Consider the following 14,304-nt stretch of genomic DNA (forward strand, 5'->3'; position numbering starts at 1 on the left):
GGCCACCTCGGGTAGGTCGGTCAGAAGCCGTCCTGCCCGAGGTCCGTGACGAACCCGGCCCACTCGTTCTTGGGCTTCCAGTCCAGCTTCACGCCGATCCGGGCGACGCCGGTGCGCATCTTCGTGAGCCTGGTGCGGATTACTTTGACGATCTTCTCGGCTGTGTGAATCCGGATATTGATGTCCTTGCGGAGCTCGGAGAAGCCGACTCCCTTGATCTCGATCTGGACCTGCTCGTTGAAGTCGTCTTCCAGGGAAGTGAAGGCGAGATCGAGATCGGACAGCGCTTGGCGAAGGGTCTTGGCACCGACAGAGTTGGTTCTCGTCCCTTGATTGTGGCCGTGCTCCGTGGCGACGACACGTAGCCATCCGCTGCGGGGGTCCTCCTCGGTGGTCACGTACCGGCAGATCTCCAGCAGCTTCTCCAGGATGGTACGAACCCTGCCTTCCAGGGCACTGCGCGCGGCCTGCTCCGCCCGACAGATCTCCTCCGCGTTCTGGCCGGCGGAGATGCCTCGCTGTTCGGGGATCAGCTGGACTGTGTGAACGGCGTCGGCTGCGGCGCGCCCAGGATCGGCCTGCATGCTCCGGCGTTCGCCTGGTACAACCAGCCGCACTGCCAACTGGTTTGAAGCTCAGGCGGCCTACGCAGCCCGGCACAAGCTCCGAGGGATCCGCTCGCGTCCGGCATCAGCGCGGTCAAGCGCGGCGGCCAGGGCTACGACGGCTTCGTCGGCGGAGTCCTTGAGTAGGTGGCCGTAGAGGTCGACGGTGATGGCGAGGTTGGAGTGGCGCAGGGTCTTGGAGACGACGGCGAGGGGGATGCCGGCGGCGATCATGATGCTGGCCGCGGTGTGGCGCAGGTCGTGCAGGCCGATACGAGGCAGGTCGAGTTCGGCGGTGCGTTTGCGGAGTTGCTCGAGGACCCACTGGGGGCGCAGGGGCTCTCCGTCTGGGCGGGTGAAGACCAGGCCTTCCAATCGGCTGTTGGGATGGGTGGCCATCTGGAGGGCTGCCTGGCGGTGGAGGGCGGCCATCACTCGGGGAGAGAGGCTGATCCAGGCGCGGCTGGCTTCGGTCTTGGGTTCGCCGAGGTGGATCTTCCCGTTGTTCACGGCGGTTAGGGTCCAGCGGACGTAGAGCTTGCGGTCCATGAGGTGGACGTCGGACCAGTGCAGGGCGAGGATCTCGCCGCGGCGCATGCCGGTGCCGAGCATGACCTCGAACAGGTCGGTGAGCCGGTCCGCGTAGTGCTCCGCGTTGTGGCGGAGGAACGCCGCCGCCTGGTCCGGGGTCCAGCAAGTGCGCACCGCGGCACGGGGCTTGGGAGGGACGGAGTGCTTGGCCGGGTTGTATCGCAGCCGCCACGTCCGTACCGCGTGGTTCAGGGCGTTGCGGAGCATGGCCACCGCGTGGTGCACGGTGGTGCTCCCGCGGCCGGCGGCGAGCTGCGCGCCAACCCAGGCATCGATGTGCTTGGGCCGCAGATCGAGCAGCAGCATGCCGCCGAACGCCGGGACCAGGTCGCGCTCGATGCACGCCCGGTAGCCCGCCCAGGTGTTCGGTGCCAGCGCCGGCCGCTTCGACTCCAGCCACTCGTACAGGAACAGGCCGACGCGCAGCGTCCGGTCCTCGTACACGCCCCGGCACTCGGCATCCAGCACCCGCGCCATCTCCCGAGCCGCCTCCGCCCGGCTGGCGAACCCGCCCCGCCGCCGAGTCCGACGCTTGCCGTCCTCCCGCGCCAGATCGACCGCGTACGTCCACCGCCCGTGCGCCGTATCGGCGGCCAGTCGTGGGCACCACGAACCCAACTGCTTCCCGGTGTTGCCGTCCTTGCACCCACACCTGCGGTACACCCGACCACGCTTGGGACACTGCGCCATGGGCTCCTCCTCGAACCAAGTGGTGATGGCGTGTCCAGAGTTGCGGGAGTGGTGGGTGATTCGGCAGAGCGCGCGGGGTGGGGCGTGGAGCGCAGCGAGATCGACCGGCCGGGACACGCGCTGGCGACACGCCGTGAGGGTGATCACGCTGTGCGGATGGTGGGTAGGGCTGCTTGATCGCGCGGTATCGGTCTGCAAGGAGTCGCCGCGCGACGAGTGGCTGCGGGCCGGGAGTATACGTCCGCTGGTCGGCCGTGGGTTGTTGGGCTCGTACAACCCAGAGCACACATGGTGCGGTGGCGGTGGGTCTCGCACGGGTCTTCGGGGTGCGCCACGGCGAGCATCGAGAATTCTCGTGGGCCTGCCGGGAATGGCGGGCCATGGGATTTCCAATGACTGTTCTCTGGCTGCTCTTCGGCCGGGTCGGATTGATTTTCCTCGACGGCCATTGGCGTCCTGCCGGGAAATTTCTGTATGGTCCACGGGAACCACTGGATCCGTGGTCGGGGCGCCGCTACCCTTGAGGCATGGACGCCACCCGGACCCTTCGTCAAGCCCCTGAGCTGGGGACCAGCTGGGGACCACACGTCATGCGCGCCGTCGCACGAGGTGCACGAAGCGCGCTCGTCTGCACACGTACGACGTGTATGTGAACGCAATTCAGGCAGGAATGGGAAAACCCTTCCTGACTGGTGGTCAAGGGGTCGCAGGTTCAAATCCTGTCGTCCCGACAGTGAAGTCGGTTGCGAGAGCGGGCACTTGGGAAACCGGGTGCCCGCTCTTGCTGGTTTGCGGGATGAGTTTCTGGTTCCCGTGTGGTCCCCGGGATGGCCGTGGAACTGTGCCCATTCCTCGCTTCGGTAGTTGCTGTGTGGGGTGTCCATTGATCTCAAGGTGTAGTGCGATACCTCCTCGCTGATCGCTGGAGCAGGGCGGGTGGCGCACTTGACCTTCGGTCAAGTGCGCCGGTCGCGGGTCAAGTGGGTCAAACTGGTTCATGTCGGTCATTTCTAAGGCCTTTCTGGCGCCCACTGCTTGCCGCGGTGTGACACGGGCAGCATCGGAGTGGCTTGGCAGCGGCTATTTCGAGGCGATGGCAGTTACAGCGTGTTACCAGCGGCGGGTGATCTGGCCGTCGCGTTGGAGCTTCTCGAGGTGATGGGTGAGGGCTTGGCTGGCTTCCAGGATCCGGAGCACGTCGGGGTGGAAGTAGTGCTGGGTGGTGGTGATGAGCCGGTGGCCTGCGATTTCCTTGAGGATGTGCGGAAGGATGCTGGTGTCGGCCATCCAGGTCAGGCCGGTGTGGCGCAGGTCGTGGCGGCACAGGTGTTCGTAGTCGAGGTCCCGGGTGACGTCGTCCCAGTGGGTGGCGTCGCGCAGGACTGCGGTGCTGATGCGACCGCCGCGCGGGCCGGTGTAGAGGCGGGCGTCGGGGTCGCCGCAGGTGGCCTGCAGTCGGCGGGCGATGAGCGGGCGTAGCGGCTCGATGATCGGGATGAAGCGGGTGATCCGTCCTTTGGTGTGCTTGTCGACCAGACCGCCGGGTGCGGGGGTGGTCTGTCGGCGGCAGATCAGGAGCCATTTGTCGGTGTTGACGTCGCGGGCCCGAATTCCAGAGACTTCTCCGATGCGGGTGGCGGTGCAAGCGCTGTGGACGACGACGTCGCCCCAGCCGCGGTAGCGGTTGTACGAGGCTTCGACCAGGGCGTCGGCGAGCTCGGTGAGGGCATCCCAGTCGCGCAGGGCGAGGGTGCGGGGGTCTCGGAGTTCGTCCTCGGCTTGTTGGAATTCATGTTGCCAACCGGTGATGTGGGTGGGGTTACGTTCGAGGATGCCGTCAACGATGGCCTGTTCGAAGATGCGGGAGAGCATGGCGAGGGTGTTCTTGATCGTGGAGCGTCTGCAGCGGTCGGCGATCCAGCCGAACACCGCGGCAGTGATGAGAGCGGTGGTGATTAGGCGGAGGGGGAGGCGCCCGAGCTCGGGTTCGATCCGCAGGTGCCAGCCGGCGAGGTAAGGGACGTGTGTGGTGGTTTCCAGGCCGGTCAGGATGGCCGAGAGGCGGAGGTTGACGTAGTCGGCCAGTGGCATGGAGGCCAGGGAAGGGAGCACGGGGCTGCCGGTGGCATCGGCTAGGACGGTCAGCCACTCGGTGACCAGCATCGGGTCGAGCCCATTGTGGACGGCCCCTGCGAGGAAGCTGGCCCAGGCGTGCGTCTGGGCCGGGGTGACCTGGGCGGACGGCAAGCGGCGGCCGGTATGCGGTGAAGTGCGGTGTTGCGAGCGCCGGGCGCTCGCCGGAGCCGGAAGCCCGGCGGCGGTGATCTCGCTAAACGGATCCAGGGCGGCTGCTTCCCAAGGGTTTGTTGAAGCATTCATGCGCCATGGTTGCGCCAAATCTCCCTTGACCGATTGATGCCGTCATGGTGTCATTGCTTCATGCTCTATGGTGTGCCGTCGCTGCAGGACATCGACCAGTCCGTTCTCGCGGAGATCGACGAGATGCGCGACCGGCTACGTCTCCATCTGCGCACGTCACGTCGCTGGGAGGGGCAACTGCGGCGCAACCTCACGGCGCGGGCGATCGCCGGATCGAACACGATCGAGGGCTACGCCGCGAGCGTGTCGGACGTCGAGGACATCATGGTCGGCGAGGCGCCGATCGATGCGAACGACACCGTCACGGCCGAGATCGAGGGCTACCGGCAGGCGATGACCTACATCCAGCGCCTCGCCGAAGCAGGTGACGACTTCGCCTACAGCAAGGGCCTGCTCAACGCGCTGCATTTCATGATGCAGGGTCACCACCTGTTCAAACGGCCCGGCTGGTGGCGTACCGGGCCGGTGTATGTCACCTCCGCCGAAGACCCGACCATCGCCGCGTACACCGCCCCTGACGCCCAGCAGTTGGCCGGCCTGACCAGCGAGCTGGTCGAGTGGCTGAACGACGGAAACCTCGACGCACCGGGTCTGGTCCGGGCTTCGATGGCGCACCTGAACCTGGTGTCGATCCACCCGTGGTCGGACGGCAACGGGCGGATGTCCCGCGCCCTGCACACCCTGGTCCTGGCCCGTGAGGGGATCATGGCACCGGAGTTCTCTAGCATCGAGGAATGGCTCGGCCGAGCCCGCAACACCTACCGCTACTACGACATCCTCGCCGAGGTCGGGGGCCCCGTCTGGACTCCGGACCGCAACACCTTGCCCTGGATCCGGTTCTGCCTGCGTGCCCACCACCAGCAGGCCCAGAGCGTCGAGCGCCAGGTGAACACCACCCGCGAGGTCTGGACCGCCCTCGACGAAGCCGTCGAGCAACGCGGCTGGCCCGACCGCATGCTCTACGCCCTCTACCCCGCGGCCATGGGCAATCGCCTGCGCCGCGCCACCTATCAGGCCGACGCCGAACTCAGCGAGCAGCAGGCGCAACGCGACATCCGCGAACTCGTCCGCGCCAGCTGGCTCGAGGCCCAGGGTGGAGCGCAGGGCCGCTACTACATTGCCGGCCCGGACCTGCCCGAGAAGATCACGCGAGGGGTGCGCGAGCCTCGACCGCTGCGCGACCCGTACGCATAGGCGGTGATGACGGCAAGAGGGGACTCAGTGCTTTGGTGGCGGGCCGTGTCCCGGGTCTGGTTCGGCACAGCTGCGTAGGGCGACCGTATTACCATCAGCTCAACGCAAGGCGAGCTCAGGCGTGAATTCCGGTTGATCGAGCCCGGTCCCAGCTTTGTTTCATACGTATAAGCTGAGCACCAGAGATTGGCCGAACCCGCCTCGCCTGGCGCGCGAGCGGCGTCATCTCTAAATGATCGATTCTCCGGCCGCAGGCGCAGTGCTGTTAGGCTAACTGATCTTGATGAGGTGTCATGCCAGGGGTACCCGTGTTCGGCGGGCGCATGAAGGTCGTTGCCTATCTGAACCACGACAAAGCACTCTTCTACCGGGTGGTCCTGGATGTACTGCTGGACGAGGAATCCCGGCTGGGAATCCACCTCAGCACGAAGGAGGTTGCGCAGCGTGTCCGGGAAGCACTGTCGGTCGAGCCGGAACTCTTGGCGCAACTCCCCTCCGTTGATGCTCTGCTGGAGGACTTGTACCGCTGGGGCAATGTGGACCGTATTCATAACACCCGGCGGATCACCACGCCTGAGGAGTACCTCCAACGAGATTTCCTGTACCAACTGACGTCGGCCGGCGCTCGGGTCCACCGCGAGATGACCCGGATCGACCAGGATATGGCTGATGCTGGCGCCCTGCAGTCCTCGATGTTGCCGGAGATCCTCACCTCTCTTGCCACATTGGTCCGTGCCCTGCGTTCTGGCGAGGAGGACTTGGAGGCGGCACTTGGCGCTTTCCGGACGACGACCAACGGGTTCGCACGGCTTTCGGAAGACGCGAAGCTCTTCGTCCAAAGCCTCAACGGCTCCCTGGCCTCGGAGGAGATCCGCGACCCGGAGACCTTCATCGCCTACAAGAACGTCGTGGTCCGGTACCTGCGTTCGTTCACCGTGGTGCTGCATCAGAATTCCCCTCTGATCGCCAAGCTGATCACACAGGCTGAAAGGGCGCGCCTGCTGTCGAGGCTCCCGGAGCTCGCTGCCCTGGAGACTGCCCCGGTCCTCGGTCTGAGTCATGAGGAAGCCGTTGATCGGGAGGTGGAACGGATGCGCGAGAGGTGGAACGGCCTGCGCCGATGGTTCGTGCCCGCCACCGAACGGTCTCCGGTTGCCGAGTTGTTGCTCGACCGTGCTTCCGACGCGATCAACTTCATCATCCTTACCGTTGGCCACATCAACGACCAGCGGTTTCGCAGGGCGAGCCGAACGGCTGACCTGGTGGCCCTGGCCGGCTGGTTCGACCGCTTCGACCGGGAAGGCAGTGTGCGCGAGTCCACCGCCCTCTGGCGCACGGCCTTCGGGAACTACTCCGCTCGCCATCTCGGTCATCCCGCAGCGCCGGAGGCCGGCACCGATCTGCAGCCCGAGATCAGTTGGTGGCACAGCGATCCCGCACCGGTCTCGGCCGAGCTCCGGGCCAGGGGACCGCGAGCGGAAACCGGGCCGTTGCCCCGCATCCGCAACCCGCGGCGTGCGAAGAGCCTTCTAGCAGCCCGGCAGCAGCAGGAGCACGCGACCGTGGAGGCCGCCGAGAGGTCGCTTGCCGCCAGAGGGCCGATCCGGTTGTCGGAACTGGGCCAGCTCAACAGCTCCGAGGCCGAGATCTTCCTCGCTTGCCTGTCCTTGGCACTGTCCGTACGTCAGAGCACTGGTGGAATTCGACGTGCCCGGACACCGGACGGGCGGCTTCTGGTCACTCTGGGTATCGCGCCGACCGAACGTACCGGGGCAGGAGTGGGGCTTCGCGGCGGGAGGCTGAGCACGAAGGATTTCCAGCTGACTCTGTCGTTGAACGGGCGGGGTAGAAGATGAGCGACTGGGTTGGACAGGACGGCCACGAACGTCGTGAAGTGATCCGCGCACTGCTGCGGAATCCGACCCTCCGACGGCGGGGCCGGCGCGGACGGCTGATCGATCAGGCCCGTGTGCACGAGGAGGAGCTGCGGACCTGGTTCGACCACCGGCTGGGCTGGACACTGCTGGTGGAACGAGACCGCGTTCGGCTGCTGAAGGTCCCCGAGGACCCCGGCCGATTCCCCGATCCCTCGATTCCGACAGCGCGGCAGTGCACCCTGTACTGCACAGTCCTGGCCGTACTGGTGGATTGCGGGCAGCAGACCGTAATCACCGAGCTCGCCGACCGTGTCACTGCGCTCACCACTGCAAGCAGTTCGATCCGCCGGTTCGACGCCACGACGACCCGCGAACGCCGCGACCTGGTCGCCGCAATTCGCCGCCTCACGGAGGACGGCGTCCTGTTGCCCACCCGGGATGCTGGGATCACAGCGGATCACGAACAGGCATACGTTACTGGCGGAGGCAACGCCCTCTACGACATAGACCATCGCACGGCCGCCTTCGCGATAGCCTGCCCGGTGCCGCCCAGCCTGGCGGAGGGACCGGACACCCTACTGTATGTGCAGGGCGGTGATCTCGCAGATCACGGACCCACTGACGGCGAACTGCGGCAGGCCGTCATGCGTCGGCTCGTCGACCATCCCGTCGTGTACGGCGAGGACCTTCCAGTCGCCCAGCGGGCTTACCTCGCCGAGCACCGGGACGAGCTTGTTGCCGACCTCCGCCTGAGTCTGGACACCCGCGTGGAGGTTCGCGCTGACGGCGTGGCCATTGTGGACCAGGACTTCTCCGACCTGGAGTTCCCTGCCGCGAGCGCCGCGTCCGTCGCCGCCCTCGCGCTGGCCGATCTGCTCGCCGGTGAGGCGAATGTGACTACCGGAACGAGCTTCATGGTCCGCGACGACCGTCTCCTCGGACTGGCCGATCTGGTGGCCGCGAGGATCAGCCGCGTCGTGGCGAAGATCGAAGGCAGGCCGGTCGATGCTGCCACCACACTCCGGTACGCACTGCCTGTGCTGGTCCAATTCGGCCTCGTGGACCCCCACGATGACGGTGTCCGGGTCCGTGCCGCTGCCGCCCGGTACCGCGATCCCACCGGGCGTGGTGCCCGCGTCCAGGGAGAAGCGCTCCTGCTGTTCGGCCCGGAGCAGGCCGGAACCGGGACCAAGTCAGGCACGCCATCGACTGTTCGCCCTTCGAAAACGGAAGACCTCTACGGTGATGGAATCGACTGACGGAGCGCCGAGCGCGGCACTGCAGCGCATTCTCGACGGCGCACTCCCCGTGCCGGAACGAAAGCGGTTTCAGCAGCTCCGCTTGGGACTGATCGGCATCTGGGAGTACGAGGAGCAGGAGTTTGTCTCATACGGCCACGGCCTGATCCTGCGCGGCCGGAACGGGGCCGGCAAGACGAAGGTGATGGAAGCCACCAGCCCACTCCTGCTGGACGCGGTCCTCAGCGCCCGCCGGCTGGACCCGTTCGGCTCCACTGCCCGTCCGATGCGGGACAACCTCTTGCACCGCGGGCGCACCCAGCGCGTCGGATACAGCTGGTGCGAGTACGGACGTGTCGCCGAGGACGGCAGCCACGAGTACGTCACGATCGGCATCGGCATGCGGGCCAGCACGTCTGTGAAGGGCGGGCTGCACAAACCCTGGTTTTTCGTCACCGAGAAGCGTGTCGGCAAGGACTTCGACCTGTTCAACGAGCACCGGCAGCCACATCTGCGGAAGCAGTTGGAGGCCCGGCTCGGCCCCCAGAGCGTCTTCGAGGACCGTCGCGAGTATCGGGCCGCAGTTGCCGAACGCCTCTTCGGATTCAGCTCCGGGAGCCTGGCGTCACTGGTGGAGCTGCTTCTTGTCCTTCGCAAGCCCAAGCTTAGCGAGAACTTCAACGGCGAGAAGCTCAGCCGGATGCTCAGCAACGGCCTCCCGCCGGTCAGCACCGTGCTCCTGGATGACCTCGCAGTCCGCTTCGACCAGTTGGCCCGCGACCGGAAGGACCTCGCGCAGCAGGAGCGGCACCTCCTAGGCATGCAGGCATTCCAATCCGTGTACACCAGGTATGCACGCCGCTGGACCCGGAGTCTGGCTGACCACGTGGTCAAAGCCGAACAGTCACTCGACGAGGCCACCCGTGGCCGCGGCAAGGCATCGGACGAGCTCGCGGAGGCCGAGCAGGCACTTGATCAGGCCACTGGGGAACGGCGGCAGCTCAAGGAGCGGCACGAGAAGCTCCAGACCACTCTCGGGGAGTTGCGCTCCAATCCCCTGATGGAGCAGCACGAGCTCCTCTCCCGGCTGCAGGAGCAAGCTGAAGAAGCCAAGGCAAAGCTCCCCGAACTACAGGAGCGGTACAAGAAGGCCGAGACTGCAGTCACCGACGCCGCGTCAGCCGCTGACGGGAAGAGGCAGCGCCTCATTGTGGCGGCAGCGGCACTTGGCAAGGCCGAGGAATTGTCGGCGGTCCGCGCGGCCCAAACCCGGATCGAAGACACGCACACCCAGTGCATTCCAGTGATCCGTACGAGACCGCAGGAAGCGGAGGACACACTTCTCGGCCACGTACAGGCCCGCGTCAGCGTGCTCGAACGAGCCGTGGAGCTCGCGACATCGGTCCAGAAGGCCCAGGCTGCCTTCGACCATGCCAACGAGGCGTTCCAGAAGAGCAGGACGCTCTGCAACGCCTCAAGGAAGACCATGAGCGACCACGAAACCGAAGTGGCCAACCAGGTCGCCCTACTCCGCGAAGGCCTGTCCGACTGGGGCGACCGCTGCCGCGAGTTCCTACTTACCGACGGCGATCTCACCGAGCTGAACACCGCCGTACCGACGTTCGGTCTGCCTAGCGCTTCCACCCTGTCCCAGGAGCTCACTCGCCTGGCCAAGCGCTTCTACGAGCAACTGGCCATCACAGCAGCCGGATTGGAGAGCGACCGGCGCCGCGTCGCGAACGATCAGAAGGCGCTCACACGGACTCGTCTGCGGGTGGCTCAGGAGACCGACCCGCTGCCGGCTCCACCGCCCCACCGGCGCCGGGACCGCACTGGCGCCGCCGACGGAGCGCCGCTGTGGAGACTCTTGGAGTTCGCCCCGCACCTCACCGACTCGGAGAGGACCGGGCTGGAGTCCGCGCTCCTCGGCTCGGGCGTCCTCGACGCCTGGGTCACCTCCTCAGGGGCGGTCCTCGACAGCAGCACGCTCGATACTGTCCTGCTGGCCGACCGTGCGCCGGTTCCCGGGCCCTCACTGATGACTGTCCTGCAGCCTGTTGACAACCCGATGGTCCCCGTCGAGGTGACCGCCCGTGTCCTCGCCGGCCTGGCCCTCGCCCGACCTGGCACCCCGCCGCTTTCCGGCGACTGGATCGCCACCGACGGGTCCTGGCGAATCGGGCCCGTTCACGGCCGGACTGCCGTCTCGGAGCCCGCTTACATCGGCGCCGCAGCCCGCGAGGCGGAGCGGCAGCGGCGCCTGCGTGTGCTCGACGAGCAGATCGCCGAGCTGGACGCCACGCTCCTCGATCTGGACGAGCGGCTCGAAACCACTCGCGGGCGTCAGAACGACCTCGCTTCCGAGTACGAGGATGCGGCCGACCTTGACGTGCCACTGCGCAACTGCCAGCAGGAATTGGCCACCGCTCGGAAGGTCTTCGAAGCACACGACAAACAACGCGAACTCGACGAGGCTGCCGCAGCCGGGCGGAAACGGGAGCTTGAGGACGCCGGAGCCGCCCTCGATCTCTACGCGCGGGAACGGGCGACCGCCACCCGACTCGACCTGCTGGCTTCCGAACAGCACGCACTGCAGGAGTACCGCACAAGCCTTGACGAACTGTTCCGCAAGGTTGAGGCATGGGCACACCGGGAACAACAGTTCGAGGATGCTAATAGTCTCCTGAGCATTTGTCAGACCCACCTGGCTGTGGTCGACAAGGATCAGAAGACGGCGATCCGGGATGCCAGCCAGAAGCGCGAGCAGTACGACGTGCGGCGGCGTGTGGTTGGTGCGGATGTCGATTCCGTGCTGGCCGAGTTGGCCATTGCCCAGAAAGCGCTCGCGGATACGGCGAAGCAGCAGGAGAACAATGACCGGATGGTCGAACGGGCGATGGAACAGGCCGTCCGTCGCAAGGCGGCACACGAGCAGTCGATCACCTTGGTCGAACAGCGCCAAGAGTTGCTGAACGATCGGTCCGGCGACTACGACAGGCTCCAGCAACTCGGTTTCATGGAGTTGGTGTCCGTCATGGGTTCCGTGCCGAGCCCTGAGACGAGCGCTGCTTTCCGGGCCCGGGCCGTGCTGCCCGAACTCGCGAACGACCCGGGAGACCAAGGCGCGCTCGACCAGGCGCGCGACGATGTCGACCAGGCCAGGCACCAGCTCGAACGGGAGCTCGCCGGCCAGGACTGGACCGTCCGCAGCGGAAACGACGACCGGCTGGTCACTGTCCGGCTGATCCACAACGGTCGCAGCCACACCATCACCCAGGCGTTGGCGGTTGTTGAGACGGAGGTCCGCGAACGCAGCCGCCTCCTCGACGCGAGCGAGCACGACCTCTTCACCGAGGTCCTCCTCGGACAGGTCGGCGACCACCTGCGCCGTCGCCGGGCAGGAGCCAAGGCCCTGGTTGGGGAGATGAACCGGCTGCTCGGGCTGCGCCGTACCGCCTCCGGACAGGTCATGCGGCTGGTCTGGGAGCCGGACCCCGAAAAGGGCAGGGAGACCCGGGAGGCCTTGGACACGCTGGACAAGCAGGCGAGCCGGTTTCTCCCGGACAGCGCGCGCGAGCACCTCATCACATTCCTGGGCCAACAGATCGCGACGGCTCGTGAGGCCGAGGGTGGAACCGACTGGAAGGCCCATCTGCGCGCCGCTCTCGACTACAGGACCTGGAGCCGTATCCGCGTCCAGTACAAGACCGGACCACAGCAGAAGTGGATCGACATCGACGCCGGCATGCACGGAAAGGGCTCGGGTGGAGAGAAGGCCGTGATGCTGCAGCTCCCTCTCTTCGCCGCTGCCGCCGCCCACTACACCGGCGCAGCACCCACTGCCCCCCGCCCCGTTTACCTGGATGAGGCGTTCGCCGGAATCGATGCCGAAATGCGGGGAGAGTGCATGGGCCTGCTCGTCGAACTCGACTTGGACTTCGTCATGGCGAGCCACGACGAGTGGGGCTTCTACGAGGAGGTCCCCGGCGTCGCCACCTACCAACTCTTCCGTGATCCTCAGACCGAAGGCGTGCTGACCACACCGATCATCTGGGACGGCACCCGGCGTCACGTCATGGTCGATCCGGCACTCGTCGGCGGCGCGGCGCTGGACTTCGGCACGGACGAGGACATCGGCGACGACCTCGACCAGAACGAGGATGAGCTCTACCCGGACGACGAGGAGGACGTCTTCGACGCCGAGGGCGACGACGACCTCTATAGCCGGACGGGCGACCTGATCAGCGAAGCGGACCTGGACTGACATGCGCGCTCACGTCGTGCTCCACCCCGACCTCGCGGAATGGACGGCCACCCCGGGCGGCCGGCTCTTCTGCACCCTGGCGCGCGAGCGCATCGCCAATGGGGGGAAGCTGGACCGTCCCATGCGTATGCGCCTGACCGCACGTGAACGTGCCGACCTGGTCGACCTCTTCGGCACCAACGCCGTGACCGGTCAAGGTATCCACCTCGGGCGGGCTGACGCCGTACTGCGCGGCAGCCGCCATGCGTTGCCCCTACGGCAACTTCTCATCGGTGCGGACGGACCTATCAGGACCAAACGCGGCCAAGCCCGCTATCGCTCGATCGTCAAGCGCCAGAAGGTACTCAGAGAACGTGCGGAGGCCTTGGCCGCGATGGCTGGTGTGCGGGAGCTCACATCGGAACGCTCCCTGCTCGCGGCGCTCCCGGACGACAGCCGCAGGCTCGCGCCAGCCGGAACACACACCGGAACCAGCCATTGGGCCACCTACTACGCCGCCGTACGAGCTGCGGCAGAGTGGTACCGAGGATCGAGCCGTGGTTGGAAGTACGGCGAGCGCGAACTTGCGACGCAAGCCCTCGGTGGAAGCAAGCAGTGGACCGATGCGTCCAAGGCTGCCTTCTCCAAGTTGATAGGGAGGCCGTTCAGCGATGCGGTCCATACGACGGACACCGGCCTGCGAATGACCGGCCCTGCTGAATGGCACCGCCAGGGCCTCGTGGCCGACCTCTCTCGGGCCGAGCCGTTCATCGAACTGCCCGGAAGAGCTGCGGCCCAGGACGGCCACCTCGACCTCCAGGCCACGGGGGTTCTCCTGATAGAGAACCAGGAGACCTTCGAGGCCGTTTCCTCGCGCACGACCGTCCCCACCGAATGGCTGTGCATCTGGACCGGAGGCTTCGCCTCCGACGCACTGGCGCTCTTCCTGCGCAGTCGCGTGCCGCCTTCGCTCCCGATCGCGGCATGGGGAGACCTCGACCCGCCTGGTGTCGGGATCATCCTCAACCTCGCGGAGAAGAGCGACCGGGCCATCCGGCCAATCGGCATGGATGCGGTCCTCTACCACAACGGAAGCAAGCTCGACGAAGAACCGGCGGAGCTGGAACGCTGGCGAGCAGCTGCCCAGACGATGACCGAGTCTGTGCCGGCGCACTTTCAAGGGCTCCTCGCAGCGATCGTCGCTCACGGGGGAATGCGCTGCGAGCAGGAAGGACTCCACGAGCAGGTACTTCCCCAGTTGCATCGATGGCTCAACGAACTCGCGCGGCGAGAATAATGGCCTCTGCCACCGCATGCGAGGGTCGAAGCAGTTGGCCGCGGCACCCCGTGACCCAATTCCCGCGCACGTGCTTTGCTGGCAGCTATGTGCCGCCCAAGTCTCGTGTCAGGGAGACGAACTCTGCGGTTCCCCTTGCGATGTACCTGATCTTCGGCCGGGGTGAAGGAGACCCGCGAGAGGGGGGCGG

Annotated in this window: 8 protein-coding genes; 5 read left to right on the top strand and 3 right to left on the bottom strand. The window is 66.4% G+C overall.

What is annotated here, in order from left to right; all coding sequences use genetic code 11:
• Window positions 1-20: 20 nt before the first annotated feature.
• From AMK13_RS28710 to AMK13_RS28720, 3 genes are all read right to left on the bottom strand, one after another.
• Window positions 21-623 (bottom strand): hypothetical protein, encoded by a 603-nt coding sequence (locus AMK13_RS28710; protein ID WP_206745853.1) that lies wholly within the window; start codon window positions 621-623, stop codon window positions 21-23.
• A gap of 21 nt (window positions 624-644) precedes the next feature.
• The gene (locus tag AMK13_RS28715) at window positions 645-1,886 is read right to left on the bottom strand and encodes a site-specific integrase (protein WP_107418878.1); all 1,242 of its coding nucleotides are present in this window, start codon (window positions 1,884-1,886) and stop codon (window positions 645-647) included.
• A 1,110-nt stretch (window positions 1,887-2,996) separates the two neighbouring features.
• Window positions 2,997-4,265 (bottom strand): tyrosine-type recombinase/integrase, encoded by a 1,269-nt coding sequence (locus AMK13_RS28720; protein ID WP_241853073.1) that lies wholly within the window; start codon window positions 4,263-4,265, stop codon window positions 2,997-2,999.
• Window positions 4,266-4,325: 60 nt separating this feature from the next.
• On the opposite strand from AMK13_RS28720, the gene AMK13_RS28725 reads away from it, so the two are divergent.
• From AMK13_RS28725 to AMK13_RS28745, 5 genes are all read left to right on the top strand, one after another.
• On the top strand, window positions 4,326-5,459 hold the full coding sequence (locus tag AMK13_RS28725) for a Fic family protein (RefSeq protein WP_074004710.1): 1,134 nt from the start codon (window positions 4,326-4,328) through the stop codon (window positions 5,457-5,459).
• A 293-nt stretch (window positions 5,460-5,752) separates the two neighbouring features.
• Window positions 5,753-7,315, top strand: a complete 1,563-nt coding sequence (locus AMK13_RS28730) for a TIGR02677 family protein (protein WP_079272566.1) — start codon at window positions 5,753-5,755, stop codon at window positions 7,313-7,315.
• Complete coding sequence (locus tag AMK13_RS28735; RefSeq protein WP_079272567.1) at window positions 7,312-8,595, top strand: TIGR02678 family protein; 1,284 nt, start codon at window positions 7,312-7,314, stop codon at window positions 8,593-8,595. The genes AMK13_RS28730 and AMK13_RS28735 overlap by 4 nt, the downstream gene beginning before the upstream one ends.
• On the top strand, window positions 8,582-12,838 hold the full coding sequence (locus AMK13_RS28740) for a TIGR02680 family protein (protein WP_158077752.1): 4,257 nt from the start codon (window positions 8,582-8,584) through the stop codon (window positions 12,836-12,838). The genes AMK13_RS28735 and AMK13_RS28740 overlap by 14 nt, the downstream gene beginning before the upstream one ends.
• A gap of 1 nt (window position 12,839) precedes the next feature.
• Window positions 12,840-14,114: a Wadjet anti-phage system protein JetD domain-containing protein gene (locus AMK13_RS28745; RefSeq protein WP_074004714.1), complete on the top strand. Its 1,275-nt coding sequence runs from the start codon at window positions 12,840-12,842 to the stop codon at window positions 14,112-14,114.
• Window positions 14,115-14,304: the final 190 nt, after the last annotated feature.

The sequence above is a fragment of the Streptomyces sp. CB02056 genome (assembly GCF_001905545.1).
GTDB lineage: Bacteria > Actinomycetota > Actinomycetes > Streptomycetales > Streptomycetaceae > Kitasatospora.